We start from the raw sequence: 26,961 nt of genomic DNA on the forward strand, positions 1-26,961 counted from the left end.
TTTGGTGTGGGCTGCTGTCCGGGCCCGGTTCAGGCCCAGGGTCCGCTTTCCCACCGCACCGCAGTGATGCGGATCGCAGGCCCGGCTGGTGCCCCGGCGCTGTGGACCTTCCGGACGGGGATGATGATGGGCGCCGTTGCCGCCAGCTTCCTGTCATACGCCGCGCGCCGCTCCGGGTCGCGCAGCACGTTGAACGCCTGCATGATCCGGAGGAGTTCATCCCCCTGCTTGGAGTCTCCACTGTGCGCGCCCCCAGCGGCAGGGCCGCCGTCAATGTCCCCCTGGCCAGCGTCCACGTCCGGGTGGCCGCCGTCCATGTCCGGGTGGTGGCTGCGCATCAGGGCGCGGTAAGCGTGCGAGATATCCTGCCGGGTGGCATCCCTGGCCACCCCCAGGACGGTGTAGTAATCGCGGATGTCAGTCATCCCAGCCTCCTGTTCCGCCAGTGCCCCTGCCGGGAAGGCGGGGGCACTGGCGGGAAAGCATGGATCTAGGTGCCGATTTGGTGCATGTCGCCCTGCTGGGTCTGGATCTCGATCTTGCGCGGCTTGGCCTGCTCAGCCATCGGAATCCGCAGGGTCAGGACGCCCTGGTCGTAGCTGGCCTTAATCTTCTCCGTGTCCAAGGTGTCGCCCAGGATCAGTTGGCGGCTGAACACACCACGGGGACGCTCCGAGGCCACCAGCTCAACGTTGGGCTGCGTGGGGTCCTGGCGCTCCGCCCGGACGGTCAGGACATTCCGTTCAACGTTCAGGTCCAGGCTGTCCAGCTTCACGCCGGGAAGATCGAACGCCACCACAAACTCGCCATCCTCCTGCCAGGCGTCCATGGGCATGGCAGCCGGGCGGGCGGTGGTTCCAAAGACCTGCTGCGTGAGCCGGTCCAGCTCACGGAACGGGTCAGTACGCATCAACATCATTTCCCACTCCTTCAGCTTCCAGGTGTTGGATCTGTGGTTACCCACCGACGATTAATCTATGGCGGTGGATATAGATTTTTTATAGCACCAGTGGCAAACTGAAGCAAGACACCGGACGGGCCGATTTTGGGAGAAACAATGGCAGGACCTGATGCAGGACGCGGACCAAGGGCCCCCGGCTCAAAGGCCTTGTACGCCATCTCAGTGGCGGCCGAGCTTACGGGAACGGGACAGCAGAACATCAGGCTCTACGAAACGAGGGGTCTGCTGACACCTTCGCGGACTGCCGGGGGAACCCGCCAGTACAGCGACGACGATATCGCGGTGCTGCTGCGGATTGGCGAGCTCCTCGAAGAAGGGCTGAACCTGGCGGGCGTTGCCAAGGTCCTGGAGCTGGAGGCAACGAACGTCAAACTCCACCGTGCCCTGAAGCGCGCACGGTCGCGGCCGCAGTAAAAAGGTCCTGGAATGGAAGGTCCACCCGCGCTGATTACTCGGGCTTTGACAGTTCTCCCGTGACGGGTTCCCCGGGGATCCGGGCCGTCCGCCAGGTGTCCAGGGCGATGACGCCGCCCAGGATGAGCAGCGACAGTGAGAACGACGCAAGCGTGTCCGTGGGCCAGTGGTATCCAAGGTACAGACGGCTTGCGATGGCGAGGACGATCCCGATCCCGGCGCCGATGAATCCGAACACCGCCGCGCGCGGGTTCCGGCGGCGGGAGAAGATCAGGTAGGCACCCACCAGCAGGAAGTCGCAGGCTCCCAGCACGTGCCCGGACGGGAACGAGAAGGTCTGGTCCGCACCGAAGAGCATTTGGTCCACGGGCGGCCGCGAGCGCTGGACGATATGCAGGATGATTTGGGAGATGATCACCCCGGTCAGCATGGCCGCGGCCAGCAGGATGGGGCGCCAGGCGTGTTTGGCCGCAAACCCCCAGATGAGGATCACCACCAGGATGATGATTGGGAGCGCGATGGGGCCGAAGAATATTGCCAGGAAGATCATGATGGCCGTCACCGCTGCCGAACGTGTCGTCAGGAGCCAGTCGTGCACCGGGTGGTCGGCGAAGGAAAGTCCGTCGGCCTGGACAACGCTGACCAGTGTGGCGATGAAGAGGGCCAGCCCCACCACGGCCAGGATCACCGACGTCCGGTAGAGGCGGCGCCGGTCGGCAGGGTCGATATACCGCTCCTCCACCACGAACTTCTCATGGAAGGTACGCCACCTGCCGTTGCCATCTTTCTTGACTGCGGAACCTGCTGAATTTTGTGCCAATGTGCTGCCCGTCCCTGCGCCCTGTTATAGCCATGCCGAATAACGGCCATGGTAAATGCCTAGGCTGAAGATTATCCCGGCGAAGGGTCATTCGCTCCATCATGGGGCCGTACGCCGCGGCGCCCGCCTTGGACGTGGTCCAGGGCGGGCGCCGCGGCGCTCCGGCAGCTTGGCGGCTAGAACGAGCCGGTGGTGAACTGCCAACTGCGGGAAACGAGCGGGTTCCCCGCCAGGTCCCGGATGCCGGTGGCACCGCCGGTCAGCGTTACGGTGTACCGGGTCTTGGCGGCCAGCGCTGCCTGGGGATCGAGGATCCACTGGTTGGTGGTGCCGTTGCGGTAGACCGTTGCCGCCACCACTGCCCCGGTGGAAGCGTTCTTCAGGGTGAAGGTGGCCGTGCCAACGCCTTGGACCGCCTCGCTGAACGTGGCACTGACGTTGCTGCTCCTGCGGACCAGGGAGGCATTGCTGCCCGGGCTGTAGCTGGTGACCGTGGGCGCCGGACCGGTGGTGAACGTCCAGCTGATGGTGGTCAACGGCGTACCCGCAGCATCGCGGATGGCAGAGGCTCCGCCCACCAGGGTTGCCGTGTAGGTGGTGTCTGCGGCCAGGTTTGCAGCCGGGTCAAGGGTGGCCGTCCTGGTGGTGTCGTTGTAACTGACGGCCGCGGCGATGCTGGCGCCGGCTGCATTCCGCAGCACGAAGGTCCCCGCGGACACGCCCTGCACCGAGGTGCCGAAGGTGGCCGTCACGTTGGTGCCCACTGCCACCGCCGTTGCCTTCCCCGCGGGCGACACGGACGCGACAGTTGGTGCAGGGGCGGGAGCAGGCGCAGGAGCAGCTGCGTCCGTACCGGTGAACAGCAGGCGGTTCGGGGTCCCGGTGGTGGCCCCGCCGATCACCCCGGGCGTGGCGTTGGAAACCAGCGCCGCGGCCACGTCGGCCGGCGTCAGGGCAGGATTCTGAGACAGCAGCACGGCCGCGGCGCCGGCGGTGTGCGGTGCCGCCATGGAGGTTCCGGACATGGATGCCGTGGCAGTGGTGGAGGTGTAGTAGTCGGAGGTGATGCCGACGCCGGGAGCATACAGGTCCACGCAGGATCCGAAGTTGGAGAACGATGCCTGCTTGTCGGCGGAGTCGCTGGCGGCCACCGTGACGGCCGCGGGAACGCGGGCCGGAGAGGTGGTGCAGGCGTCCACGGCCGAGTTTCCGGCGGCAACCACGGTGGTGACGCCGTCGTCAATGACTGCCTGGATGGCATTGTCCACGGTGCTGCTGGCGGCTCCGCCCAGGCTAAGGTTGGCTACGGCGGGGGTGCCGGCTGCGTGGTTCGCGGCGATCCAGTCCAGGCCGGCCACGACGTCGGAGTTGTAGCCGGATCCGCTGCAGTCAAGCACCCTGACCGGCACCAGGGTGGCGCTTTTGGCCACTCCATACGTGGAGCCGGCAACGGTTCCGGCCACGTGGGTGCCGTGACCGTTGCAGTCGATGGTGCCGTTGCCATCCGCCACGGCGGTCCAGCCGGCGGCCACCCTGCCGCCGAAGTCTGTGTGCGAAGCCAGGATGCCGGTGTCCACCACGTAGGTGGTCACGCCGGCGCCGGCCGCCGTCCAGGAGTAGGAACCGGAGAGCGGCAGCGTCCGCTGGTCGGCGCGGTCCAGGCCCCAAGGGGCCGGCTGCTCCGTCCCGGAGACCTTGACGGGGGCATCGGGTTCGACGGACAGCACCTTTCCGGACTTGGCAAGGGCGGCCGCCTGGGCCGGGTTGGCGGTGACGACGGCGCCACGGATGGCGTGCTCAAAGGTGCGCCCGACGGCGAGTCCCTGGCCGTGCAGTCCGGACACCTCCGCGGCGACATCGGTTCCGGGCGCGTACTGGACGATGTAGCGGCCGGTTGCGTTGCCGGCTCCGCCGGAACCGGCCGGGGAGGCAGGGGCGGCGACGGCCGGAAGGGACGGGGTGGAAAGGGCGACGGCGGAGAGCAGCGCCGTGAGGGCAGGCAGCAGGAAGGATCGATTACGAATTTTGGGGTCCTCGTGGTGGCTGGGCGCCGGTATCAGCCGGGGGAATCCTTCCCGGGAGCCGGACAGACGGTGGCTGTACCAAAAGGATAGGAGCCGGAAGCGTGTGGCTTCCGGCTCCTTGGATGATCCTGTGCCAACCCTTGGGGATTCCTGCGGGCCGGCGTTTTTGCTGGTTTTAGCCGGCGCGGGTGGCTGCCGGAACGTGGTTCCGCCAGCTGTGCTCGGGTTCGAAACCCAGCAGGCGCCGCGCCTTGTCGATGGACAGCATCGTTTCGTGCTCGCCCAGGTCCTTGGTGACCTTGACGTCCGGGAAGACCTCAGCGGCCAGGCTGGCGCTTGACCGGCTCATGACGGTATCTGCATTGGCAATGATGAAGGCTTCGAACCCTGGCTTGGCGTTCTCCAGTGCCCGTGCCACGGCCTGGGCACCGTCCCTGCCGTCGATGTAGCCCCAGAGGTTCCACTTCCGCAGGGTTGCGTCCTCGTCGAAGGAGGGGAACCGCGCATAGTCGGCTTCGTCCATGACGTTGGAGAACCGCAGGCCCGTGATGCTCAGTTCCGGGTCCCACCGCGTCATTTCCACGGCCATCCGCTCCTCCAGGGTCTTCACCAGGGAGTAGGTGCTCTCCGGCCGGGGCGGGTATTCCTCGTCCACCGGGATGTAGGGCGGGTCGATGTCGAACGGCAGCCCCAGCACTGTCTCGCTGGAGGCGTACACCACCTTCTTAATGCCCGCGCGGCGTGCCGCCTGGAAGACGTTGTAGGTGGAGAGCATGTTGTTTTCAAACGTTGCTGCGTCCGGAAGGATGCCGGGGGCAGGAATGGCACCTAGGTGCACCACGGCGTCGAACCCGTCATGCCGGTCATCAACGCCCAGCAGCGCGTCCACCACCTGGCCATAATTGCGCAGGTCCACCATCAGCAGGTCCGGGCTGCGGTCACCTGCGCGGTCCAGGGTGAGGACCTGGTGGCCGTCGTCGGTGAGCCTGCGCACCACGTGCCGCCCCAGTTTTCCGTTTCCGCCTGTAACGGCAATTCTCATCAGTGTTTCCTTCTGTTCGAGTGCTTCTCCGTGTGGTGTTTCGGTCAGGACGGGGGACGCGGGGCTGCCAGGAACTGTTCGACGGCGGCGATCGCCAGGCCGGTAATCGCTCCCGGATCACCGCTGCCGTTGACGGACACCAGGATGCCCCGGCCCGCGTACACCGAGACTACTTCATGCGTCTCCCGGCGGTAGAGGTCCAGCCGGCGCCGGAAGACGTCGATGGTGTCATCCGTTCGTCCCTGTTCCAGCGCACGGCGGCGCATCCGCTCCTCCAGTTCCGCGTCCGGCGCCTGCAGTTCGATAACTGCGTCCAGCGCATGTCCCTGCGCCGCGAGCATGTTGTCGAGTTCGGTTGCCTGCGGCGCTGTCCGCGGATACCCGTCCAGCAGGAAGCCGTGCCGGACATCGTGTTCAAGGAGGCGGTCCTGCACCAGCGCGTTGGTGAGATGGTCCGGCACGAAGTGGCCGCCGTCCAGGTAGTCCGCGGCCTGGTTTCCGAGCTCTGTCTGCCGGCTGACGTTGCTCCGGAAGATGTCACCGGTGGAAACGGCGGGCACTCCGAAGTGCCGCGCCAAGTGTTCTGCCTGTGTCCCTTTGCCGGAGCCTGGTGGGCCGATGATGAGGAGCCTGGTCATGTTCCTGCCCTTCCCCGGGGCGTTACCCGCTTCATTGTGACCGGTACCCTTTTCCAGCGCCGGCAAACGGCGTCACCGCCCCAAGTGGTTGTGGGCTTCGTGCCGCCCCGAATGTATATACTCTGGTTATCGGTTTAGCAGCAGGCCGTTGGAAAGTTCGTCGATCCAGCGACCATCACCGGCTCCCCGCCCAGTTGCGGGGCGTTTGTGTGTTGCAGGCTCGTTTTGACCTGAACGAATGGCACCAGGAACCGTGGCCAGCGAGTCAACAGCAAAAACCGATACATCCATTACCGAACACCTGCATGAACTGGTCCTCAACAGCTCCGACGTTGAGGACTTCCTTACGGAGCTGGCGCAGGTGTCCGCCCGCAACCTCTCCGAGCCCGGCGATGAAATGCTGTGTGCCATCACCCTGCTCCGGCAGCGGAAAACAGCCACAATCGCCAGCAGCAGCCAAGAAGCCAAGGCCCTCGGCCGGCTTGAGCACAGGTTTGCAGAAACGCCCAGCCTCACCGCAATCACCGCCCAGGAGACTGTGCACGCGCCGAACCTTGCCGGGGATGACCGCTGGCCGGAATACTCCTCTGCCGTCGTTGCCCAGGGCGTCCAATCGGTCGCGGCGCTTCCTTTCCGGCTTGAAGGGGAAACCAAGGCTGCGCTGCTGCTGTACTCCCGTCGGGCCAACCGCTTTGAAGGCCGGGTGCTGGCGTTCGCCGAGGATTTCGTCAGCCAGACCTCGCTGGCGCTCCGCCTCGCAGTCCGCTTTGCGCATTACAGCGAAACGGCGGCGAACCTCCGCGCCACGCTGGAATCCCGCACGGTCATCGATATGGCGGTGGGAATCATCATGGCCCAGAACCGGTGCAGCCAGCAGGACGCGTTCGGCATCCTGAAGACGGCATCGAGTACCCGAAACACCAAGCTGCACGATGTGGCCGCTGCCGTTGTGAATGCCTTGGGCCAGGGGCCTGCGCGTACACATTACGACGGCTAGGACGGCGGTCTGCGGCAAGGTGTTCCGCCACCAGTAGACTGGTGCCAACTTTTCGCCGGGGGGCCTTGAATGGAACAGCAGCGTGTTTGCCTTGTCGTGGAGGATGACGACGATATCCGGGGACTGATCACAGTGGTCCTGTCCCGTGCGGGCTTTGAAGTGACAGCCGTGGGCACGGGGGCAGAGGGCATCGCCGCCGCTGCTGATCCCGCCATCGCCCTGGTCACCCTGGACCTTGGCCTGCCGGATATGGACGGGCACGTGGTGGCCCGCGCCATCCGTGCCCTCACCACCGCACCCCTGTTGTTCCTGACGGCACGTTCCGAGAACGACGACGTGCTGGCCGGCATGGCGTCAGGGGCTGCCGGCTATCTCACCAAGCCGTTCCGTCCAGGGGAACTGAAAGAGCTGGCACGGCAACTTGTGGCATCAACACCGCCGTTAGAACAGCCTGCGTCCCGGAAACAGACAACGGCAGGCGAACCCCACGCCTAGGCACAACGCCCTGGCCGGGAACGGCCGTTGGGAAGAAGGGCGACGGCGGCGGGCAGCCGCCGTCGCCCTTCTTCCGTCAGCGCCTACTTGGAAAGGAAGCCGAGCAGCGCCTGGTTGACCTCTGCGGCATGCGTCCACAGCAGGCCGTGCGGTGCGCCTTCGATCTCCACGTACTCAGCGCTGGGCAGTGCCTTGGCGAACAGCCGCCCGGTGGAATCGATGGGGAGGATGTTGTCGGCGGTGCCGTGCACGATCAGGGCCGGAACATCGATCTTGGGGATGTCCTGGCGGAAGTCGGTGAGCCAGGTGGGCTGGGCGGCGACCGATGCGGTGGCACCGGCGCTTGCAGCAAGGTTCCAGCTGGCGTTCACCGCTTCCTGGCTGAGGCGCGGGGTGCCCAGGAAGGTGTCCGCGTTGTAGAAGTTCTTGAAGAACTCGGAGAAGAAGGCGTACCGGTCAGCAGTAACAGCTTCCTTGAGGCCGTCGAACACGTCCTGCGGGACGCCGTCGGGGTTGTCGTCGGTCTTAAGCAGGTACGGCTCCAGTGAGCCCAGGAACGCGGCACGGGCGACGCGGACGGAGCCGTAGGTGCCCAGGTAGCGGCCCACCTCGCCGGTTCCCATGGAGAAGCCCACCAGTACGACGTCGTTCAGGTCCAGGGTGGTGAGCAGGGTGTTGAGGTCCGCAGCGAAGGTGTCGTAGTCATAGCCCTCCGTGGGCTTGCTGGATTTGCCGAAACCGCGGCGGTCGTACGTGATAACCCGGTAGCCCGCACCCAGGAGAGCCGCGGTCTGCTTCTCCCAGGAGGAGCCATCCAGCGGGTAGCCATGGATCAGCACCACGGGCTGGCCCGAGCCGTGGTCCTCGTAGTAGAGCTCGATATCAGTGCTGTTCTCGGTACCTACGGTGATGAAAGCCATCGGGGCGAATTCCTTTCGAGACTGATCAGGGCGGCAGGCGGAGCGCCGTGGCCGTGCACCTCCTACTTTAGGGTGCGCCGCCGCCCGGGAGCAGGCCTGAATTCGACCGCAGCGGGACTGCCCAAATTGTGCTCCAGGGCTGAAGTTATGACACTATATGCGCATGAATGCAGATACTAATGCTTGCTCGTTGGGCACAGACAGCCAGTATGTGGAGCTGGCGGTGGAGGTCTTCGCCATGCTGGCCGACGCCACCAGGGTGCGGATCATCCTGGCGCTGCGTGACGGCGAGATGGCGGTGGGAGCCCTGGCCGATGTGGTGGGCAAATCCCCCGCCGCCGTCTCCCAGCACCTGGCCAAGATGCGCCTCGCCAGGATGGTGTCCACGCGGCAGGAGGGCACGCGGGTGCTGTACCGGCTGGAGAATGAGCACGCCCGCCAGTTGGTGGCCGACGCCATCTTCCAAGCCGAGCACGCACTCGGCGGGGAGCCCGCGCACCACCGCGTTCCCGCCCACACTGCAGACAGGAGCGCTTCATGACCGGGCCGCATCAGGAGTCGACGCATGCGCACAGCCACCCCCACGAGGACGGCCACGCCGGGCACGGGCATGATCACGGCCACGACCACAGCCATGGGCACAGCCACGACCACGACCACGACCACGACCACGACCACGGGCATCATCACCACTCCGGCTTCAAGGGTTGGCTGATCGAGCTGTTCGTCCCGCATACGCACGATGCCGCCGATTCGATCGACGATGCGATGGAGGCCAGCACCGAGGGCATCCGGGCGCTGAAAATCAGCATGTTCCTTCTGCTGGCCACCACCGTTCTGCAGTTCGTGGTGGTCCTGTTCAGCAGTTCGGTGGCCCTGCTGGCGGACACCATCCACAACTTTTCCGACGCCCTGACCGCGGTGCCCCTGTGGATTGCGTTCATCCTGGGGCGCAGGGCCGCCACCCGCCGGTACACCTACGGCTACGGCAGGGCCGAGGACTTGGCCGGCCTGTTCATCGTGGCCGTGGTGGCCCTCTCGGCCGTCGTGGCCGGCTGGCAGTCGGTGCAGCGGCTGATCAATCCGCAGCCGCTGCAGAACCTGGGCTGGGTCATGGCGGCAGGCCTGATCGGCTTTGCAGGAAACGAAGCGGTGGCGATTTACCGGATCCGGGTCGGCCGCAGGATCGGTTCCGCCGCGCTTGTTGCGGACGGCGTGCACGCCCGGACGGACGGCTTCACCTCGCTGGCCGTGGTGGTCGGCGCCGTGGGCGTCATGCTCGGCTTTCCGCTGGCGGACCCGATCGTCGGGCTCGTCATCTCCGCTGCCATCATGGTGCTGCTGTGGGGCACGGTCCGCAGCATCGGGCGCCGGCTGATGGACGGCATCGAGCCGGAACTGGTGTCACGTGCGGAGGCCGCGCTGGCGCAGACGCCGGGCGTGCTTTCAGTCCAGCACCTGCAGCTGCGCTGGTCCGGCCACCGGCTGCAGGGGTCGGTCCGCGTCGAACTGGCGGACACCGCGTTGTCGGAGGCGGAAGAAACCCTTCACCGCGCAGAGCACCAGCTCCGGCATGCGCTGCCCAAACTGGACCATATGCTCCTGGCCCCAGCCAGCCGGCGGTAACAGCGGCACTAAAACAGAAGTGACCCGGCTGGCAGGGCCAGCCGGGTCACTTCTGTATTAATGGATTCCGCTAGGCGCGGGCGGTCTTTCCGGGCAGCGCCAGTTTGAAGACCTTGGCCCAGGACGAACCCACCTGTTTCACCAGCGGACCGGTGGTGTACTTCAGGCCGTAGCGCTGGCAGATCTCGCGGACCCTGGGCGCCACCTCCGCATACCGGTTGGAAGGCAGGTCCGGGAAGAGGTGGTGCTCGATCTGGTGCGAGAGGTTTCCGGTCATGAGGTGCATGAACTTCGACCCCGAGATGTTCGCCGAACCGATCATCTGGCGCACGTACCAGTCTCCGCGGGTCTCCCCGTCAACCATTTCCTCGGTAAAGGTGTCGGTGCCTTCCGGGAAGTGGCCGCAGAAGATCACCGCATGGGCCCAGACGTTGCGGATGGCGTTGGCGGCAATGGTGCCAAACAGGGCCTGCTTGGCGGAGCCGGTCAGCATGGCCAGGGCGGGGGTTGCGGCGTAGTCCTTGGTGAACTGGGTGATGACCTTCTTGCCCAGCGCCTGAAGGTCCTTGAGCAGGGCCTCCTTGGACTTGGTGCCTTCCCTGTACTCGGTCAGCTCGAGGTCATAGATGGCAATGCCCCACTCAAAGACCGGTGCCAGGATGGCGTTGAACAGCGGGTTGGCCAGGTTGATGGGCTTCCACGGCTGCTGCTCGTCCATGCGCAGGAGGTTGTATCCGACGTCGTTGTCCTTGCCCACCACGTTGGTCCAGCGGTGGTGCAGGTCATTGTGGGTGTGCTGCCACGACCGGGACGGAGTGACGAAGTCCCATTCCCAGGTGGTGGAGTGGATGTCCGGGTCCCGCATCCAGTCCCACTGGCCGTGCAGGATGTTGTGCCCCAGTTCCATGTTTTCCAGGATCTTGGCCAGGCTCAGCAGCGTTGTGCCTGTGACCCAGGCGGCCTTGTTCTTGCCCACCAGCAGTGCGGCGCGGCCGGAGAGCTCCAGGCCGCGCTGGATCTTGATCATGCGGCGGATGTAGGCGGCGTCCTCCGCGCCCCGCTTGGCCAGGATCTCGTCCCGGATGGCGTCGAGCTCGCGGCCCAGTTCCGCCACCTGTTCATCCGAAAGGTGCGCGGCTGCCGGCGGCCTGACGGTGGGGCTGCCCGATTCGGCCAGCTTTCCGGGGCGAGTGCGTGAGGAGCCCGCGTTGGCACCTGCGGCGGTGGTTTTGGTGGGTGAGATGACAGACATACGGTACTGCTCCTCAGAGTTCGAGGTTGACGGGTCCGGCGGCTGCCGAGACACACGTTTGGATCAGTTGGCCGGGTTCGCCGTGGATTTCTCCGGTACGGAGGTCGCGGACCTGCCCTGCCAGCAATGGCGTGAGGCAACTGTGGCAGATGCCCATACGGCAACCGCTGGGCATCAGCACCCCGGCGTCCTCGCCGATGTCCAGGATGGGGGTGTCGCCGTCGGCCTCCACCTCCCGGTCGCTGGCTTCGAAGGTGACCAGGCCGCCGTCGTGCCCCACAGCGGCGCTAAAGGTGGTGTTGAAGCGTTCGATCATCAGATTGCCGGCGTCTCCCGCCACGGCGACGTCAGTGCCGGGCGCCCGTGTGGTCAGGGCAGCCCGCTTCCACAACGCCTCGGCGTCATCAAGGAAGCTGTCCGGGCCGCAGGCGTAGGCTGCCCGTTCCTTCCAGTCCGGGCAGATCTCGTCCAGCTCCTTGGTGCTGGAGAAGTCCATGCGGCCCTGCTCCCCGGTGTACCAGTGCGCCAGCCGGAAATTCGGGAACTGGTCGGCAAGCTCAGCCAGTTCCTCACGGAACAGGCTGTCATCCCGCGTGCGGGCTGAATGGACCAGCACGACGTCGGCATCCGGGCGCCGTGGGACCAGGGTACGGATCATGGACATCACCGGGGTGATGCCGCTGCCGGCCGTGACCATCAGGAGCGGACGGGGATGCTCCGGCAGGACGAAATCACCCTGCGGCGGGGCCAGGAACAGGACATCGCCGGGCTTGGTGGTGCGCACCAGGGTGCCGGATACCGCACCGACATCGGTCACGGTGATGGCCGGGTCCTTGCCGGCGGGGGCGCTGAGCGAGTAGGACCGCCAGTGGCGGACACCGTCGAGTTCGACGCCGATGCGCGCCCACTGCCCTGCAAGATGCGCTTTCCAGCCGCGGCCGGGGCGGAAGAAGATGGTGGCGGACTGGGCGGTCTCCTGGACCACCCGGGTGACCACGCCCCGCAGCTGCCGGGCAGAGTAGACCGGGTTGAAAAGCGAGAGGATGTCCTCGGGCGCCAAGGGGGTGGTGAGTACTGAAGCCGCCTGGGCCAGCTGTCGTAGCCGGATCATGCGTCAAAGCCTAGGGCGGCGCGAGCCATATTTCTCTCTCTCCGTCATATGACCGTTCAGCAGTCACAGTGTAGTTGGGGCGCGAAGCCCCCACACCGCACTTCAAGAGTAACGGTTAGGTCTCGCAAATAGTTCCCAGCGTCCTATCGGCTCCATCCCAGGGCCGGGGCAACGTGCTCCACGATGGTGCCCAGCAGCTTGGCGTTGAAATCCACGCCCAGCTGGTTGGGGACGGTCAGCAGCAGGGTGTCCGCCGCCTGTACTGCAGTGTCGGCAGCGAGCTGCTCCGCCAGGTGGTCCGGCGGCCCCACATAGCTCTTGCCAAACCGGGCGGTGGTGCCGTCAATGACGCCAACCTGGTCCCGGCCGTCGCGGAGGGCGCTGCCTGCGAAGTAGTAGTTGTCCTCTTCATCAACAATTGGCAGGACGCTCCGGCTGACCGAAACACGTGGGGCATGGGGGTGTCCTGCCGCGGCCCACGCATCTCTGAACAGCTGGATTTGTTCGGCCTGAAGCTCATGGAAGGGAACGCCGGTGTCCTCGGTGAGCAGGGTGGAGCTCATGAGGTTCATGCCCAGTTTCGCGGCCCACACCGCTGTTTTCCTGGTGCCGGCACCCCACCAGATCCGTTCCGCCAGTCCCGGGGACTGCGGCTGGATAGGCAGGAGTCCCGTGGCGCCGCCGGCGTAGCGGGGATCGGCCTGTGCCATACCGGCACCGGTGATGGCCTTGCGGAAGACTTCGGTGTGGCGCCGGGCCATGTCAGCGTCGGCCTCCCCCGGCTCCGGGCGGTAGCCAAAAGCTGAGGCGCCTTCCAGCGCGGGCTCGGGTGAACCACGGCTGATGCCCAACTGCAGCCTGCCGCCGCTGATCAGGTCCGCCGCTGCGGCCTCCTCCGCCATATACAGCGGATTTTCGTAGCGCATATCGATGACGCCGGTACCGATCTCGATCCGGCTGGTGCGGGCGGCGATGGCGGACAGGAGCGGAAACGGCGATGCCTGCTGGCGCGCGAAGTGGTGGACGCGGAAGAACGCGCCGTCCACTCCCAGTTCCTCAGCGGCAACCGACAGGTCAATTCCCTGGAGCAGGGCGTCCGCCGCTGTCCTGGTGCGGGAACCCTGGCCGGGGCCCCAGTGGCCAAATGAAAGGAATCCAATACGCTCCATACCTCCCCCAACTGCCCGGGCGGCGGCCGCATTCCCGGCTGGCATGATGGCTGCGTGGGCATTCCGGAAGAAACCATCAACATTTTCAAAACGATTGTGCTGTTCGTGCTTGCCGCCGGCGCGGAAATCGGCGGGGCGTGGCTGGTGTGGCAGGCCGTCCGTGAAGGTAAGGACTGGTGGTGGGCGGGGCTCGGGGTCATTGCGCTTGGCGTTTATGGCTTCGTGGCCACCCTCCAGCCGGATGCGCACTTCGGGAGGATCCTCGCTGCCTATGGCGGAGTGTTTGTGGCGGGTTCCCTGGCATGGGGCATGGCCTTTGACGGCTTCCGCCCGGACCGGTGGGACATCGCCGGATCCCTGGTGTGCCTGCTGGGCGTAGCGGTGATTATGTTTGCCCCGCGGAGCGGCGGATAAGCAGTGGGACGGCTGATAAAACAGCGGGGGCAAAACGGCAGGCTGGTGGTTAGGATCTAGCCACAACGAAAGGCGGGGCTGTGGAGCGGACAGACTACTGCGTTATCGGCGGCGGGATTGTGGGCCTGGCAACCGCCTACCAGCTGCTGCGGAAGCAGCCGGGAGCCTCGCTGGTCCTGCTCGAGGCCGCGGAAACGCTGGCATCCCACCAGACCGGCCACAACAGCGGCGTGATCCATTCGGGCATCTACTACGCCCCGGGCAGCCTGAAGGCGCGGTTCAGCAAGGCCGGGGCGCAGCAGACCAAGGACTTCTGCCGGGAGCACGGCATCAGGTACGCCGAGCCGGGCAAGCTGTTGGTGGCTGCCTCAGAGGTGGAGCTGGCCCGGCTGGACGGCCTGGAGGAACGGGCTGCCGTCCACGAACTTGACTGCGAACGCATCGACCAGGCAGAACTCAGCCGGCGCGAGCCCAACATTTCAGGGCTGGGCGCCCTGTTCATTCCCAGCACCGGCATCGTGGACTACCGGGAGGTGGCGCGCAGGCTGGCGGAACTCGTCACGGAGGCCGGCGGACGCGTTGTCACGGGAGCCAAGGTGAGCTCCATCGTGGAACATCCGGACCGCGTGGAGGTGGGCACCGGCCAGGAACGTTATTCCTGCCGCCGGCTGGTGGCCTGCGCCGGCCTGCAGTCGGACCGGCTGGCGGAACTGGCCGGAATGGCCATCGACGTCCAGATCATCCCCTTCCGCGGCGAGTACTTTGAGCTGCCCGCAGCCAAATCGGACTACGTCCGCCACCTCATCTACCCCGTACCGGACCCGGAGCTGCCCTTCCTGGGCGTGCACCTCACCCCAACCATCGACGGCAGCATCACGGTGGGACCCAACGCGGTGCTGGGCCTGGCCCGCGAGGGGTATCCCAAGTTTTCCGTGGACATGAAGGACGTGGCCCGCTTTGTGCGCTTCCCAGGACTCTGGCACGTGGCCTGGTCCAACGCCGCCACCGCGGTGCGCGAAGCCAGGAACTCGCTGTTCAAGGGAAGCTACCTGCAGGAGTGCCGTAAATACGCACCCGGCCTGGCCAAGGCGGACCTGCTGCCCTACGAGGCCGGCATCAGGGCCCAGGCCGTGCGCCGTGACGGTACGCTCCTCCATGACTTCCTGCTGGCTGAGACGGACCGGATGATCCACGTGCTGAACGCACCGTCGCCCGCCGCCACAGCCGCCCTGCCGATTGGCGAGCATTTGGCAGGCAAAGCTGCGCTCCGGCACGCCGCCTGAAAGTGGAAGCCTCTCCGCTTGATTGGGGGGCCAAAACGGAGAGGCTGGAACCAAACTAATAGCAAGCATGCTTAGTTTCCAAATCGGGTGTCCGTACGCACCATTCACGCACGGCTAAACTGACCCGGTGATCAACAGTGAGCAGCCGCGCAGGCGTGAAACTACGCCGTCGCGCGGAAGAATCGCCGAACGGCTGCTGCCGGGTGGCGAGGAACCGGACCCGCGCTTCACCCTTGCGAACGAGCGCACCTTCCTGGCCTGGATCCGCACATCCTTGGCACTGCTGGCGGGCGGCATCGCCCTCGAGGCATTCACTTCGGGTCTTTTCATCGAGCCGGTCCGGAAGGGCTTGGCGGTACTGTTGCTGCTGCTGGGCATGATGCTCAGCGGCGGCGCCGCGGTCCGGTGGCTTCGCGTGGAGCGCAGCATGCGCAGCAAGGCCCCGCTCCCCCTGCCGCTTTTCGTGCCGTTGCTGGCCGGGGCAGGCGCGCTGGCGGCCGCCGTCGTACTGGTCTTTATTCTCTGGCGCTGATCCTGTGGCTTCCCGCGCACCCAGCCCCCACGGTGATCCCGGCCTGCAGCCCGAGCGGACCGCCCTCGCGTGGGGCCGGACCATGTTGGCGCTGGTGACGGCGAGCGCATTCTTCCTGCGCTGGCTTCCCACCTACGGGGCGCCCATCCTGATGCTGCCGGTGGTGTCCGGCGGCGCTGCCCTTGCCATCTACCTCACCCAGCGCCGCCGCTACCTGAAGAGGTCCCACGGTTTGGCAGGCGAGAGCATCGAGGCGGACCTGCCCGCCGTACTGTGGACCTCTCTGGCCGGGGTACTCCTGGGCGTCCTCGGCATCCTGGTGGTCTTCGTCAGCTAGCGGCGCGGGTCAGCCAACAGCCTTAGAACATCGGCAGGACGAAGCCGGCCAGCAACGCCACCGAGCCGATTGCGGTCAGGCAGCGGCCCAAGACCGAAGCAGTCCTGCCGGCTTCCTCAGGCCTGGCGGTCTGCCACTGCGTTGGGCGCTTGGGGTGGTAGTAGATGGGCAGGGTGTCCCCCACTGCCATGTCCCTGATGTCGTACGGGGACATGGGGGCGTTGTGCACCTGGTGCTTCCGGTCGAACCAGCGGAACCCCACCCCGGTGGAATCGGAGTACACCACAGCCTCGGCCACATCCCAGGGGTGCACGAAACGGCGAAGGAACCCGGTGTAGAAGAGCAGTCCCAGCCCGGCGGGCAGGCACAACCAGGTGAGGACCTCCAGGATGGGACCTGCCATATCAAGCGCAGTGGGCATGAAATTGATGGTACAGCGCGGGGACTGGTGGCTTCAGCAGCTGATACGTACGCTGAAGGGGACCGGACCGGAGTAAGGGGAAACCATGAATGATCAGGATATTTTGACGCACATCCAGGCCCTGGTGGAGGAGGAGCACTCGCTGCGGGAGGGTTCAGAAGGTGGCCAGCCGGACCCCGCGCGGCTGAAGTACGTGGAAGAGAGCCTGGACCAGTGCTGGGACCTGCTGCGCCAGCGCCGCGCCAAGAAGGACTCAGGAGAGAACCCGGACGACGCCGAAGCCCGCCCCATCAGCGAGGTTGAGGGCTACCGGCAGTAATGCGCATCGCAGTTGCCCAAATCATCAGCGGCGCCGACACCGCCGCCAACCTTGAACTGGTGTGGGACTACGCTGCCCAGGCAAAGAACGCCGGCGCGCAGTTGGTGGTCTTCCCGGAGGCAACCATGCGCGCCTTCGGCCACTCCCTGAAGGACATCGCCGAACCCGTCGACGGCCCGTGGGCCAGCGAGGTCCGCAGGATGGCGCGGGAGCTGGAGATTACGGTCGTGGCAGGCATGTTCACTCCGGGCCGGGACGGCCGGGTCCGCAATACGCTGCTGGTCACCGGCCCCCGGGTGGAGGCCTCCTATGACAAGGTCCACCTTTTCGACGCCTTCGGCTTCACGGAGTCAAAGACAGTGGATGCGGGGGAAGCGCCTGTGACCTTCGAGTTGGACGGGACAGTCTTCGGTCTGGCCACGTGCTATGACGTCCGCTTTCCGGGCTTGTTCACGGCCAACGCCAATGCGGGAGCGCAGGTGAACATCGTGTGCGCGTCCTGGGGCGCGGGTCCCGGCAAGGCGGAACAGTGGGACCTCCTGGTGCGCGCCCGCGCGCTGGACAGCACCACCTTCGTGGTTGCCTGTGGCCAGGGCGACCCCGAAGCCATCGGCGCGGGCCCGGCAGGAACGGCACCCACCGGAATCGGACACAGCGCCGTCGTCACCCCCTTGGGTAAGCCGGTGGTGGCTCTGGGCGGCAAGCCGGAACTCGCCGTCGTCGATATCGATCCCTCAACAGTGGACGACGTCCGCGCCGCGCTGCCGGTCCTGGCCAACGCCCGTACCTTCTGACATTGGTGAGGCGCTGTTCATGGCCCCGAAACAGAGGCCACAAAAGCGGACGACGGCGGTTCTCACCGGTCGGCGGGCCGTTTGGCCCGCCGTTACGGGGAACTGGAGGGGTACCCGCCTTTTGCGCCCACCCGCGGTGGAGGGGCCGTTTACATTCCGGAAACATGGCCGACACGTGAACTTCACGCCCGCGCGATTTGTGTAACGTGGGCGCAACTTTAGAGGGCATTGGCTGAAACACGCTGCGCCAAAAATGGATCCCGGGGGAAATGCTCCGGGGCCAACCAGGTCCCGCACCAAGATCACGTTGCGAAGGGACCCACCGGTGGAAATCACTGCCCAACACGTCTGGCTGATGATTTCGGCCGCAATGGTACTGCTGATGACCCCCGGGCTTGGCCTCTTCTACGGCGGCATGACCCGCGCCAAGGCGGCCCTCAACATGATCATGATGAGCTTCATCTCGGCAGGGATTGTCGGCGTGGTGTGGGTCCTCTGGGGTTACTCGATGACCACCGGCAACGGCTTCCTTGGGCTGTTCGGCAATCCCTTCACCAGCTTCGGACTACAGAACCTGATGGGTTCCCCTGACCTGCTCAAGGCCGGCTACAGCGCCACCTTCGCCATCATCACCGTGGCCCTGATCAGCGGTGCCATTGCCGACCGCGCCAAGTTCAGCGCCTGGGCGTTGTTTGTGCCGGTATGGATCACGGTGATCTACTGCCCGCTTGCCTACATGATCTGGGGCGGCGGACTGATGAGTGCCGGCGGGGCCGTCACCCGGATCTTCGGCCAGGTTATCGACTTCGCCGGCGGCGCCGTCGTCGAAATCAGCTCAGGCACGGCAGCCCTGGTGCTCGCCGTCATTGTGGGCCAGCGCCACGGCTTCGCCAAGGACCCCAACCACCGCCCCCACAACATCCCCTTCATCATGCTGGGCGCGGCAATTCTCTGGTTTGGCTGGTTCGGTTTCAACGGCGGGGCGGCAACCAGCGTCGAACAGGCCGGCCTCATCTGGATCAACACCCTGGTAGCCCCTTCTGCAGCCATGCTGAGCTGGCTGGTCACCGAAAAGATCCGCCACGGGCACCCGACGTCGCTGGGCGCCGCCTCCGGCGTTGTGGCCGGCCTGGTGGCCATCACCCCGTCCTGCGCCAACATCAGCCCGGTGGCAGCAATCGGCCTGGGCCTGGTGGCGGGAGCCGCGTGCTGCGTGTTCGTGGACCTCAAATACCGCTTCGGCCTTGACGACTCCCTTGACGTGGTGGGCGTCCACCTCGGCGCCGGCCTCATCGGTACCCTGTCGCTCGGCTTCATCGCCCTGCCCGTAGACGGCAAGGGCGGGGGACTCTTCTACGGCGGCGGTGCCCAGCAGCTCATCGCCCAAACAGCCGCCGTCGTCATCACCCTGCTCCTGTCCGGCATCGGGACGGCGGTTATTGCCGGAATCATCAACAAGAGCGTGGGCTTCCGCGTCAGCCAAGAGGCCGAAACCGCCGGCGTGGACCTGTCCGAGCACGCCGAGACCGCATACGCCTTCGGGGAGATGGGCTCCGGCTTCAGCAGCCTGGGCCACATGCTGGGCCACCACGCAGCCGCTCCTGCTGTTGTCCCCGCGGATCGGCGCGCAAAGGAAGATTCCTTCGCGTAGCAGCTAGTCGGCAAGGATCTTGTAGAGCGCGCGCCGCGTTTCATCCATCTTCTCGATGGCGGCAGCCCGCTGTTCTTCCGACACTCCGCTGCGGAACTGGTGGATGGCACCCATGAGCTTGCCAATGCTCTGGTGGAAGTCCCGGTCCGCACTGTCCGGCTCGGCGTTCCACGCGTTCTCCATTTCCTCCGCATGCTCCGCCACGTAGGCCTTGCCCGCGTCGGTCAGGGCAAACTCGGTCCCGCGGCCTTCACTGAGGGCCTCGATCAGGCCTTCGTCCACCAGCTGCTGCAGGGTGGGATAGATGGATCCGGGGCTGGGGCGCCACATCCCGCCGGTCTTTGCGGCGATGGTCTTGATCAGTCCGTAACCATTCGAAGGGGCCTCGGCCAGCAGCGAGAGGATGGCTGCGCGGACATCGCCGCGGTTGGCCCGCCGGCCGCCCCGCCCGAAGCCGGGACCAAAACCCGGGCCAAAGCCTGGCCCGAAACCGGGACCGAATCCCGGGCCAAAGCCGGGACCCCTGTGCCCGTGCGGACCTTTGTGGCCCCTCCCCCGCTCGAAGCGTCCCCGGCCGAACTCCGGGCCGGGTTTTTTGTCATCAAACATGCCGTTCATGGTGGCATCGTCCTTCCATTGATAGAGAGTCGCTTTATCTTCAGCGATATTTAAAAGATATATCGGTAACTATCGCCCGTCAATGGATGGACGTGACCAAATCCTGACCCTTTCGCCCCTGTTTCCGTCCTTGGCGTGAGCGTATTCTGGTCCCACCTCCGAGCACGAGGGCTGAGGAAATGGCGAAGAAGCGGAAGCGCAGGCACGGTTTCAACGCGGCCTTGGGAAGGATCCTGGGGTTCCTGGCAGCCAGCATCATGTGCGGCGTCCTCGTGGCGAGCCTGGTGGTTCCCGCCGTCGCCGCAGCGGGGATGGGGGTCAGTTCCTCCATTGATTTCTTCGAAAAGCTGCCGTCGGAACTCACGGTGCAGCCGCCGTCGCAGGCCACGAAAGTCCTGACCGCGGATGGGCAGCCAATCGCCACGTTCTATGCGGAAAACCGGGTGCAGGTGCCGCTGGACCAGATGTCGCCTTTCATCAAGGACGGCATCATCGCCATCGAGGACAGCCGCTTCTATGAGCACGCCGGCGTGGATCCGCAGGGGATACTGCGGGCGCTGGTGTCCAACCTGACCAAGGGCGGCGAGCAGGGCGCGTCCACCATTACCCAGCAGTACGTGACAAACGTCCTGAACGAGGCGCAACTCGCCCAGGACCGGCCGGACGCGGTGGTGCTGAACGGGCAAAAGAACCTCGGCGACAAGCTGCGGGAGATGAAGCTCGCCATCACCCTGGAAAAGAAATACAGCAAGGACCAGATCCTTGAGGGCTACCTCAACATCGTGTTTTTCAGCAACAACGCGTACGGCATCGAAGCCGCAGCACGCCACCTCTTCAGCACCACCGCGAAGGACCTCACGCTCCCCCAGGCGGCCCTGCTGGCCGGCGTGGTCAACAGCCCCACCCTGTACAACCCGGTCACCAACCCGGACAAGTCCATCGTGCGGCGGAACCAGGTCCTGGGCGAGATGCTGCGGCTGGGCAAGATCACCCAGGCACAGCACGACGAAGCTGTAGCCACGCCCATTCAACTGAAGATCAGCCCTCAACAGCAGGGCTGCGCCAATGCCACCATGGCCCCGTACTTCTGCGACTACATCTCCCACCTGATCCTGAACAATCCCGCGTATGGCCCCACTGAGGCTGAACGCGAACGGCTGCTCTACCGCGGCGGCCTGACCATCGTCACCACCCTGGACAGCCGGCTCCAGGCCGCTGCCCAGGCACAGGTGGACGGAACGGCAGGGGCAAACCCGGACCATTGGGCGGCATCGCTGCTCAGCATCCAACCCGGCAGCGGCAAGATCCTGGCGATGGCCCAAAACACGGTTTTCCTTCCGCAGCCCGGAAAGTTCGATACCAACCTGAACTTCAACGTGGATGCCAGGGACGCGCAGGGGAACGACCTCAACGGTGCCGGAGGGTTCCAGCCGGGATCAACCATGAAGCCCTTCACGTTTGCCGAGTGGCTGAACGAGGGCAAGACGCTCACCGCCGAAGTGGACGCTTCACGCCGGGTCTATCCGCTGGGGTTCCCTTGGAGGGACAGCTGCGGAAAGGTGCTTGGGGCCTACAGCACGGCCCAGGCGAATCCTGCCCTTGGCGCTGCCGATGACCTGCAGAATGCCGAAGACGGTTTCTACCGGCCCATGCCCGTCAACTACGGCCTCTACAACTCCATCAACACCGCCACCTTCGCCTCCGCATCCCAGCTGGATTTCTGCGGCATCCAAAAGATGGTGGATGCCGTGGGCCTGCACAGCGGCCTGGACAGCTCGCCCGTCAACATGCACCAGCTGGGCAACCTGCTGGGCGGCACGGGCGTCGCTCCCCTCACGCTTGCAAACGCCTTTGCCACCTTCGCCACCGACGGCCGGTTCTGCGCTCCCATCGCGCTGGTTGAGATCAAGGATGCATCCGGGGCGAAGCTTCCCGCCCAGGCCCCGGACTGCCACGACGCCGTCAAGCCGGATGTGGCCCGCGGGGTCAACTCGGTACTGCAGGATGTCCTGAAAAAGGGTTCAGGCGTCTGGATCAACCCGAAAGTGCAGGACAAGGTTCCCACGTCTGCCAAGACCGGTACGTCCAACAACAATGGCTCCACCTGGGTGTTGGGGTATACCACGGGCCTGGTGACCGCGTCCTTCTTCGGTGACGCGCTGGAAGGCCAAAAACGGGCAGGCCAGAACGTGACCATTAACGGCACCTTCTACCCCCGCCTGGACGGGTACATGATTGCCGGCCCGCAGTGGGCCAACTACATGCTCAAGGTGGCGCCGCTCTACCCAGCAGGCCCATTCGCACCGCCTCCCGCTTCGATGATCGGGCCCAACCCCAATTACAAACCATAGGCTGGGACGCGCCACTCATTGCCGCCGTTTCTCACTGCCGACGAGGCACGCGTCGCCGCTTTGGAACCGCGGCACAGTCAGCTGCAACTGATCTGGAGGGCACGACGGCGGTCGTGCCCGGAGGGGCACCTAATTCCCTGGTCGGTGTCCCGGGGAGTGGTGGTGCAGTGGAGTGGTAGGTGTGTCCGGTTGGGGTGGTGGTGGCCGCGGTGTGGCGTGGGCCGGAGACGGGTTTGGCCCTCCAGCCGGGTGTTTCTTTGGTGTGGTTGCAGGCTTCGCAGAGGCCCTGGCCGTTTCCGGCAGTGGTAGGTCCGCCGCTGTGCCAGGCCGTGATGTGGTCGTGGTGCCTGATCGGAGCGTCGCAGTACGGGGTCCGGCACGTGTCGTCCCGGACCTGAAGGAAGCGCTTCAAACCCGTCGGGAACAAGCGTGCTTTCGCGTCCATCGCCACCAACTCCCCGCTGCCGGGGGCGGTGTAAAGCCGTCGGACCCAAAGATCCAGGCCGCCGCGGCCGGAAGCGACCGGGGCGGCGTCACCAGCCTCATCAGCGGTGGCCCTGGCATCCGTGGCAGTGTCGGCAGCGGCAGCAGAACCACGGCTGCTGGTGCCAGTGCCTGTTACCGGCATTCGCGTAGATGGACCAGCGAGGGCGAGTTCCCTTGCCCAAGCTGCCGGGATGATGCCGTACCCCGACAGCCGTGCGGGTTCGGAGTCGGCCTGGAGGAGGGTGCGGTCGGTCATGACGAGCTGGACCTCCACGCCGGTGATCCCACCGGGGGTGCCGGTAATCCTCTCGACGAGAGTGTCGGCCATGGCCTGGCCCCGTGACCGGTCATCGCCGGTGGAACGTAGCGTGTCGGCTTCCTTGCTCAGTGCCGCGTAGGCGGCAACCCCCTTAGCGACCGGGAGCAGCGCGGTCAGGTACGTCATGGTGTCCGGGGCCGGGCGCAAGCTCACGCTGCGTTCCGTGACCGCGTGTGCAGCGCGCTTCGCGACCGAGGCCGGATCCCGCCGGTACGCGGCGGCCCGGACGGCAGCGACGATGGCTTTGTCGCCCATGCCGTCGAGGGCCCCGGTGTCGGCGGCGAGTTCCTCATCCACCCCGGCCCGGTCCTCCGGGGAGAGGCAAATAGTTTCCTTTACCACCAGCGTTGCCCGCCACTCATTTAGAAACCCGCTCCGGAACGCAGAATAGGTGCGCGGCATCCCTGTGAGGGTCTTGGCCATACCCAGCAGCCGGGAGCCCTTCGCCGGTGACTCCCGCCTGGCCAGCGCGATCTGCGCCGCCACCCCGGCACCCTGCTGATCGACCGGGACCCCGGCGGCGGCCTGCTCATGGCGCTGCTGAAGATCAAACGCCACAGCGGTGCTGGCCTGCCTGGCACCGGCGAATGCTTTCAGGTCCTCTAAGCCGCGCAGCTGATCAATCATCCCTGCCGGATCGGCAGCCAGCGGAACACGGGCCAACAGGCTCAGGACATCACCAACGGAAGGGGCGGCCGGCGAAACGGAAGGGACGGCAGGTGGGACATGCCGCGCATCAACAGCAGAAGATACTGCAGACAACGGGGGCGATGAGTCCGGCAAATCAGCAACAAAGGGCGCTGGACGCTCTACCTCCAGCACTCCCGCCGCCCCCACAACTGCTTCCATAACCAAAGTCTTCCACCAGGGTGTGACATCGACACCCACCCAAAAACCTATGTGGAAAACGCAGGCTCCGCCGATATTCCGAGTCCTCTGGCACGATGTGTGTCGTGACGATCTTCGAGACTGAGCGGCTTATTTTGCGTCCCTGGCAGCCGGATGACGCCGAGTTCGTATTTGACCTCTACTCGCGCTGGGAGGTGCAGCGCTACATCGGCAACCACCCCCGCGTCATGGCCGGCATTGCCGAGGCCGGGGAACTCATAACCAAGTGGCAAACAATTGACCACCCCATCCACGGGATCTGGGCTGTCCAACTCAAGGCCCAGCCCGAGTCCGCCCAACCGGAGCCAGCCCAACAAAGAACAGCCAGGCCCCGACTCGCCGGAACGCTGCTCCTGAAGTCCATCCCGGCGTCGGGAAGTGAATTGCCGCTGCAGCCCTCAGGCGACACGGAGATCGGATGGCATTTCCACCCGGACCACTGGGGAAACGGCTACGCCACGGAGGCCGCCCAGGTGGTCCTCCACCACGCCTTCGCACGCGGCCTGCCACGGGTTGTTGCGGTCACGAACCCGGCGAATGCAGCGTCGCAGCGGGTGTGCACCAGGATCGGGCTGAGCCACCGTGGGCAGACAGACAAGTACTACAACGCCTTGTGCGAGCTTTATGAGGGCGTGAACCCGAATTCCTAGCCGGTTCCCTTCCAGAGCCGCTTCCACCAGGAGCGCTCGGGCTCCGGCTCGGCAGAAGCCTCCTGGACGCGCGCGGCACGCCGCCCCCGCCAGCGCTGCACTTCCTCCTCAACGTCGCGGGTCTTGGTAATCACCGGCGGCCCACCCTGCAGCTGGCGGCGGGCATCGATCACCCGCCGGTTGAAATCCTCCAGGACGTCCCGCACCTGCTGCTCCGTGTACTGGACGTCCAGCTTTGCGTCGAGCTCGGCGTCCTCGGTGCGGAGCAGGATGGCGGCCGGGCCCAGGCCACTGATGTTCTCGCGCTGGATGAGCCCCTTGACCCACCAGTCTGGGTCATAGCTTTCACCCAGGCCGGGAATCGGCTTGCCCGCGTACTTGAGGTTGTCGAACTTGCCCTGCGCCATGGCGTCCCGGACCAGGTACTCCGCGCGGGCCGCGTCGCTGACCTTCCTGCGCTTCTCCCGCTCCTGGGCGTCAAGGGCATCCAGCGCGGCTTCCTCCTCGGCACTGATACCGGCGCCGCGGTATGAACGCACCTCGGCCGCCCGCTCCAGCCGCTTCCGGAAATCCCCTGCACCGCCGCTCATCGCCCCCACCGCCTTCCCTCGCTCAATCCCCTTCCAGTATTCAGCGGGCAGCTTGCACGTTCAACGCCCGGGGTGAGCGGACGACGGCGGGACGTGCCCGCCGTCGTCCGCTCACCGGGCGCCACGGCACCGGTTGGCAGCGCGGTGAAATCAGGCGTTGGCGTGCTCGGCGAGGATGCCATCGATCTGGCCGACGGCTTCCTTGAGGCCCTCCTCCATGCCCATCTGCATCATCTGATCCAGCTGTTCCTCGGACTCGAACCTGGACAGGATGGTCATGCGCGTCCGCTCAGCCAGAGGTTCCAGGGTCACCGTGGCGTGGCTGACGCCGAACTCCCCTGTCGGGTTACCGTCGCTGTCCGCGAAGCCGTCGTTGAATTCCAGCTGCCGCGGCGCCTCGATGGCAGTGAATTCCCACCAACCGTGGAACTTTTCCCCTTCGGGACTTGTCATGTAGTACTTGGCCTTGCCGCCAGGCACGAAGTCGTGGTGATGGAACGTGGCGGGATAGGTGGGCGGTCCCCACCACCGCTCAAGCTGGCGCGGGTCTTCCCAGAGCTGCCAGACGCGTTCGACTCCGGCGTCGAACTCGGCAACAACGGTGAGGCTCAGGGCCTCCGGATTCTTTTCCGTACTGATGACTGTCATGGCAATGCCGTCCTAACCTTCAGCGAGAATGTCTGCCATCGTGGCGGCGCGCTGCCGCCAGACCTGTTCATATTCGTCGAGCAGCCGCCGGGCCTTTTGCAGTCCTTCATGATTGCCGTGCACGATCTGCTCCCTTCCGCGCTTTTCCTTGGTTACCAAAGATGCGCGCTCCAACACCGCCACATGCTTTTGTACGGCGGCAAAACTCATGGCGTAGAGGGCCGCCAAGCCGGAGACGGAGTACTCGCCCACGGTGACCCGGCGGACAATGTCCCGCCGGGTGGAATCCGCGAACGCCTGGAAGAGGCGGTCCACTTCGGTCTCACTGAGCTGATCTACAACCATTTGGTTGTACGATAGTCCCGCGCGGGCGTGGCGTCAACGGGATTCGTGCACAAATCGCGGCGGTGCCCGAAGGACGGAGAGCCGTGCCGGTATCTTGGGGCACATGAGCATCTTCCTTGCCGGTGCCGGCCCGGATCCGGAGGCCTTTCCGGGCGTCTTTGACGCGTTCGCGGATGAAGTCCGGCAGCGCGCCGGGCAGGACCAGGCTTCCCGCATTGCCATGGCCGTGTTTGGCGCAGGGGTCAACCTGCAGGATGTGGCGGCCGCCTACACAGAACCCCTGCAGTCGCGGATGGAGTGCGGGATAGTGATTGTTCCGCTGGTGCCGGGCAAGCCTGCGGATCCCGCCGCTTTTGACGGAGTCGACGGCGTGGTGGTGGGCGGCGGGCTGACGCCCGGTTACTGGGAAGGCCTCCACCCCGCGGCCACCGCCATTTCCAAACTCGTCACTGGGGGCGTTCCCTACCTGGGATTCTCCGCCGGGGCCATGGTGGCGCCTGCCCTGGCCCTGATCGGCGGCTACCAGATCAACGGGATGGAGGTCTGCGGGGAAGAATGCTCCGAAGGCCTGGATTCCGTGGCTCTCCGTAAGGGCCTGGGGCTGGTCCCGTTCACAGTGGATGTGCACGCCGCCCAGGCCGGCACGCTGAGCCGGGCCGTTGGTGCCGTGGCTGCCGGGCTGGCGGAGTGGGCAGTGGCCATCGACGAGGACACGGCAGTGGTGGTGGAATCAGCGGGCGACGAGGGCTACAAGGTCATGGGCACCGGGAACTGCTGGGACATCCGCGGCACCGGGGGCGCCACGGAGGTCTCCGTCAGGACAGGCGACTGAGTTAGCCGCGGGAT

Annotated in this window: 31 protein-coding genes; 15 read left to right on the plus strand and 16 right to left on the minus strand. The window is 65.7% G+C overall.

The features are described from left to right. Window positions 1-29: 29 nt before the first annotated feature. Both JCQ34_RS16335 and JCQ34_RS16340 read right to left on the minus strand, forming a co-directional pair. On the minus strand, window positions 30-425 hold the full coding sequence (locus JCQ34_RS16335; RefSeq protein WP_286399223.1) for a J domain-containing protein: 396 nt from the start codon (window positions 423-425) through the stop codon (window positions 30-32). Window positions 426-490: 65 nt separating this feature from the next. Next, on the minus strand, window positions 491-916 hold the full coding sequence (locus JCQ34_RS16340) for an Hsp20/alpha crystallin family protein (RefSeq protein ID WP_286404604.1): 426 nt from the start codon (window positions 914-916) through the stop codon (window positions 491-493). A gap of 141 nt (window positions 917-1,057) precedes the next feature. Here JCQ34_RS16340 and JCQ34_RS16345 point away from each other — a divergent pair, with 141 nt between their 5' ends. Continuing rightward, on the plus strand, window positions 1,058-1,375 hold the full coding sequence (locus JCQ34_RS16345; protein WP_286399225.1) for a MerR family transcriptional regulator: 318 nt from the start codon (window positions 1,058-1,060) through the stop codon (window positions 1,373-1,375). Window positions 1,376-1,409: 34 nt separating this feature from the next. Here the strand turns inward: JCQ34_RS16345 and JCQ34_RS16350 are convergent, their stop codons facing one another. From JCQ34_RS16350 to JCQ34_RS16365, 4 genes are all read right to left on the minus strand, one after another. After that, on the minus strand, window positions 1,410-2,195 hold the full coding sequence (locus JCQ34_RS16350) for a phosphatase PAP2 family protein (protein WP_286399228.1): 786 nt from the start codon (window positions 2,193-2,195) through the stop codon (window positions 1,410-1,412). A 176-nt stretch (window positions 2,196-2,371) separates the two neighbouring features. After that, window positions 2,372-4,039: a S8 family serine peptidase gene (locus JCQ34_RS16355; protein ID WP_286399231.1), complete on the minus strand. Its 1,668-nt coding sequence runs from the start codon at window positions 4,037-4,039 to the stop codon at window positions 2,372-2,374. Window positions 4,040-4,394: 355 nt separating this feature from the next. Next, the gene (locus JCQ34_RS16360; RefSeq protein ID WP_286399234.1) at window positions 4,395-5,261 is read right to left on the minus strand and encodes an NAD-dependent epimerase/dehydratase family protein; all 867 of its coding nucleotides are present in this window, start codon (window positions 5,259-5,261) and stop codon (window positions 4,395-4,397) included. A gap of 44 nt (window positions 5,262-5,305) precedes the next feature. Then, window positions 5,306-5,899 (minus strand): adenylate kinase, encoded by a 594-nt coding sequence (locus JCQ34_RS16365; protein ID WP_286399237.1) that lies wholly within the window; start codon window positions 5,897-5,899, stop codon window positions 5,306-5,308. A gap of 253 nt (window positions 5,900-6,152) precedes the next feature. Here JCQ34_RS16365 and JCQ34_RS16370 point away from each other — a divergent pair, with 253 nt between their 5' ends. Together JCQ34_RS16370 and JCQ34_RS16375 are read left to right on the plus strand one after the other, a co-directional pair. After that, window positions 6,153-6,896, plus strand: coding sequence for a GAF and ANTAR domain-containing protein (locus tag JCQ34_RS16370; RefSeq protein WP_286404607.1), 744 nt, complete (start codon window positions 6,153-6,155; stop codon window positions 6,894-6,896). Between the two features lie 69 nt (window positions 6,897-6,965). After that, a complete protein-coding gene (locus tag JCQ34_RS16375) occupies window positions 6,966-7,391 on the plus strand; it encodes a response regulator transcription factor (protein ID WP_286399240.1) in 426 nt (141 codons plus the stop codon). 83 nt (window positions 7,392-7,474) lie between these two features. On the opposite strand, the gene JCQ34_RS16380 is transcribed toward JCQ34_RS16375, so the two are convergent. After that, window positions 7,475-8,311, minus strand: a complete 837-nt coding sequence (locus tag JCQ34_RS16380) for an alpha/beta fold hydrolase (RefSeq protein WP_286399242.1) — start codon at window positions 8,309-8,311, stop codon at window positions 7,475-7,477. A 163-nt stretch (window positions 8,312-8,474) separates the two neighbouring features. On the opposite strand from JCQ34_RS16380, the gene JCQ34_RS16385 reads away from it, so the two are divergent. Then, complete coding sequence (locus JCQ34_RS16385) at window positions 8,475-8,852, plus strand: ArsR/SmtB family transcription factor (protein ID WP_286399244.1); 378 nt, start codon at window positions 8,475-8,477, stop codon at window positions 8,850-8,852. Continuing rightward, window positions 8,849-9,937 (plus strand): cation diffusion facilitator family transporter, encoded by a 1,089-nt coding sequence (locus tag JCQ34_RS16390; RefSeq protein WP_286399246.1) that lies wholly within the window; start codon window positions 8,849-8,851, stop codon window positions 9,935-9,937. The genes JCQ34_RS16385 and JCQ34_RS16390 overlap by 4 nt, the downstream gene beginning before the upstream one ends. A gap of 70 nt (window positions 9,938-10,007) precedes the next feature. Here the strand turns inward: JCQ34_RS16390 and JCQ34_RS16395 are convergent, their stop codons facing one another. The 3 genes from JCQ34_RS16395 to JCQ34_RS16405 form a co-directional block, all read right to left on the minus strand. Beyond that, window positions 10,008-11,189: a fatty acid desaturase family protein gene (locus JCQ34_RS16395; protein ID WP_286399249.1), complete on the minus strand. Its 1,182-nt coding sequence runs from the start codon at window positions 11,187-11,189 to the stop codon at window positions 10,008-10,010. 13 nt (window positions 11,190-11,202) lie between these two features. After that, a complete protein-coding gene (locus JCQ34_RS16400; protein WP_286399251.1) occupies window positions 11,203-12,300 on the minus strand; it encodes a ferredoxin reductase in 1,098 nt (365 codons plus the stop codon). 143 nt (window positions 12,301-12,443) lie between these two features. Beyond that, a complete protein-coding gene (locus JCQ34_RS16405; protein WP_286399253.1) occupies window positions 12,444-13,469 on the minus strand; it encodes an LLM class flavin-dependent oxidoreductase in 1,026 nt (341 codons plus the stop codon). Between the two features lie 54 nt (window positions 13,470-13,523). Here JCQ34_RS16405 and JCQ34_RS16410 point away from each other — a divergent pair, with 54 nt between their 5' ends. The 4 genes from JCQ34_RS16410 (at window position 13,524) to JCQ34_RS16425 (ending at window position 16,035) form a co-directional block, all read left to right on the plus strand. Further along, on the plus strand, window positions 13,524-13,883 hold the full coding sequence (locus JCQ34_RS16410; protein WP_376977542.1) for a YnfA family protein: 360 nt from the start codon (window positions 13,524-13,526) through the stop codon (window positions 13,881-13,883). An 80-nt stretch (window positions 13,884-13,963) separates the two neighbouring features. Then, window positions 13,964-15,166 (plus strand): L-2-hydroxyglutarate oxidase, encoded by a 1,203-nt coding sequence (gene lhgO, locus JCQ34_RS16415; protein WP_286399256.1) that lies wholly within the window; start codon window positions 13,964-13,966, stop codon window positions 15,164-15,166. Window positions 15,167-15,293: 127 nt separating this feature from the next. Then, window positions 15,294-15,698, plus strand: a complete 405-nt coding sequence (locus tag JCQ34_RS16420; RefSeq protein WP_286399259.1) for a YidH family protein — start codon at window positions 15,294-15,296, stop codon at window positions 15,696-15,698. Window positions 15,699-15,702: 4 nt separating this feature from the next. Continuing rightward, window positions 15,703-16,035 (plus strand): DUF202 domain-containing protein, encoded by a 333-nt coding sequence (locus JCQ34_RS16425; protein WP_286399261.1) that lies wholly within the window; start codon window positions 15,703-15,705, stop codon window positions 16,033-16,035. Window positions 16,036-16,057: 22 nt separating this feature from the next. Here JCQ34_RS16425 and JCQ34_RS16430 read toward each other — a convergent pair whose 3' ends face one another. Continuing rightward, a complete protein-coding gene (locus JCQ34_RS16430; protein ID WP_286399264.1) occupies window positions 16,058-16,456 on the minus strand; it encodes a hypothetical protein in 399 nt (132 codons plus the stop codon). A gap of 85 nt (window positions 16,457-16,541) precedes the next feature. Between JCQ34_RS16430 and JCQ34_RS16435 the strand changes: the two genes are divergently transcribed. The 3 genes from JCQ34_RS16435 (at window position 16,542) to JCQ34_RS16445 (ending at window position 19,220) form a co-directional block, all read left to right on the plus strand. After that, entirely contained in the window at window positions 16,542-16,775 is a 234-nt protein-coding gene (locus JCQ34_RS16435; protein ID WP_142132584.1) for a DUF2630 family protein, read from the plus strand. Then, entirely contained in the window at window positions 16,775-17,569 is a 795-nt protein-coding gene (locus JCQ34_RS16440; RefSeq protein ID WP_286399267.1) for a carbon-nitrogen hydrolase family protein, read from the plus strand. Before JCQ34_RS16435 ends, JCQ34_RS16440 begins: the two co-directional genes overlap by 1 nt. A 325-nt stretch (window positions 17,570-17,894) precedes the next feature. Then, window positions 17,895-19,220: an ammonium transporter gene (locus JCQ34_RS16445; RefSeq protein ID WP_286399270.1), complete on the plus strand. Its 1,326-nt coding sequence runs from the start codon at window positions 17,895-17,897 to the stop codon at window positions 19,218-19,220. 3 nt (window positions 19,221-19,223) lie between these two features. Here the strand turns inward: JCQ34_RS16445 and JCQ34_RS16450 are convergent, their stop codons facing one another. After that, window positions 19,224-19,838, minus strand: a complete 615-nt coding sequence (locus JCQ34_RS16450) for a PadR family transcriptional regulator (protein WP_286399273.1) — start codon at window positions 19,836-19,838, stop codon at window positions 19,224-19,226. 179 nt (window positions 19,839-20,017) lie between these two features. On the opposite strand from JCQ34_RS16450, the gene JCQ34_RS16455 reads away from it, so the two are divergent. Beyond that, entirely contained in the window at window positions 20,018-22,189 is a 2,172-nt protein-coding gene (locus JCQ34_RS16455; RefSeq protein WP_286399276.1) for a transglycosylase domain-containing protein, read from the plus strand. 31 nt (window positions 22,190-22,220) lie between these two features. Here JCQ34_RS16455 and JCQ34_RS16460 read toward each other — a convergent pair whose 3' ends face one another. Further along, window positions 22,221-23,621: an HNH endonuclease gene (locus JCQ34_RS16460; RefSeq protein ID WP_434738916.1), complete on the minus strand. Its 1,401-nt coding sequence runs from the start codon at window positions 23,619-23,621 to the stop codon at window positions 22,221-22,223. 326 nt (window positions 23,622-23,947) lie between these two features. Here JCQ34_RS16460 and JCQ34_RS16465 point away from each other — a divergent pair, with 326 nt between their 5' ends. Next, on the plus strand, window positions 23,948-24,532 hold the full coding sequence (locus JCQ34_RS16465; RefSeq protein ID WP_286399279.1) for a GNAT family N-acetyltransferase: 585 nt from the start codon (window positions 23,948-23,950) through the stop codon (window positions 24,530-24,532). Here the strand turns inward: JCQ34_RS16465 and JCQ34_RS16470 are convergent. The 3 genes from JCQ34_RS16470 to JCQ34_RS16480 all read right to left on the minus strand — a co-directional run bounded on the left by JCQ34_RS16470 (window position 24,529) and on the right by JCQ34_RS16480 (window position 26,115). Next, window positions 24,529-25,122, minus strand: coding sequence for a DUF1992 domain-containing protein (locus JCQ34_RS16470; protein WP_286399281.1), 594 nt, complete (start codon window positions 25,120-25,122; stop codon window positions 24,529-24,531). The two genes, JCQ34_RS16465 and JCQ34_RS16470, sit on opposite strands and share 4 nt — an antisense overlap. A 150-nt stretch (window positions 25,123-25,272) precedes the next feature. Continuing rightward, window positions 25,273-25,770, minus strand: a complete 498-nt coding sequence (locus JCQ34_RS16475) for an SRPBCC family protein (RefSeq protein ID WP_286399284.1) — start codon at window positions 25,768-25,770, stop codon at window positions 25,273-25,275. A 12-nt stretch (window positions 25,771-25,782) separates the two neighbouring features. Continuing rightward, complete coding sequence (locus tag JCQ34_RS16480) at window positions 25,783-26,115, minus strand: ArsR/SmtB family transcription factor (protein WP_286399288.1); 333 nt, start codon at window positions 26,113-26,115, stop codon at window positions 25,783-25,785. A 103-nt stretch (window positions 26,116-26,218) separates the two neighbouring features. Between JCQ34_RS16480 and JCQ34_RS16485 the strand changes: the two genes are divergently transcribed. After that, a complete protein-coding gene (locus tag JCQ34_RS16485) occupies window positions 26,219-26,947 on the plus strand; it encodes a Type 1 glutamine amidotransferase-like domain-containing protein (RefSeq protein WP_286399291.1) in 729 nt (242 codons plus the stop codon). Window positions 26,948-26,961: the final 14 nt, after the last annotated feature.

Origin of the sequence: Pseudarthrobacter defluvii (assembly GCF_030323865.1) — a bacterium.
In the GTDB taxonomy this organism is placed as follows: domain Bacteria; phylum Actinomycetota; class Actinomycetes; order Actinomycetales; family Micrococcaceae; genus Arthrobacter; species Arthrobacter sedimenti.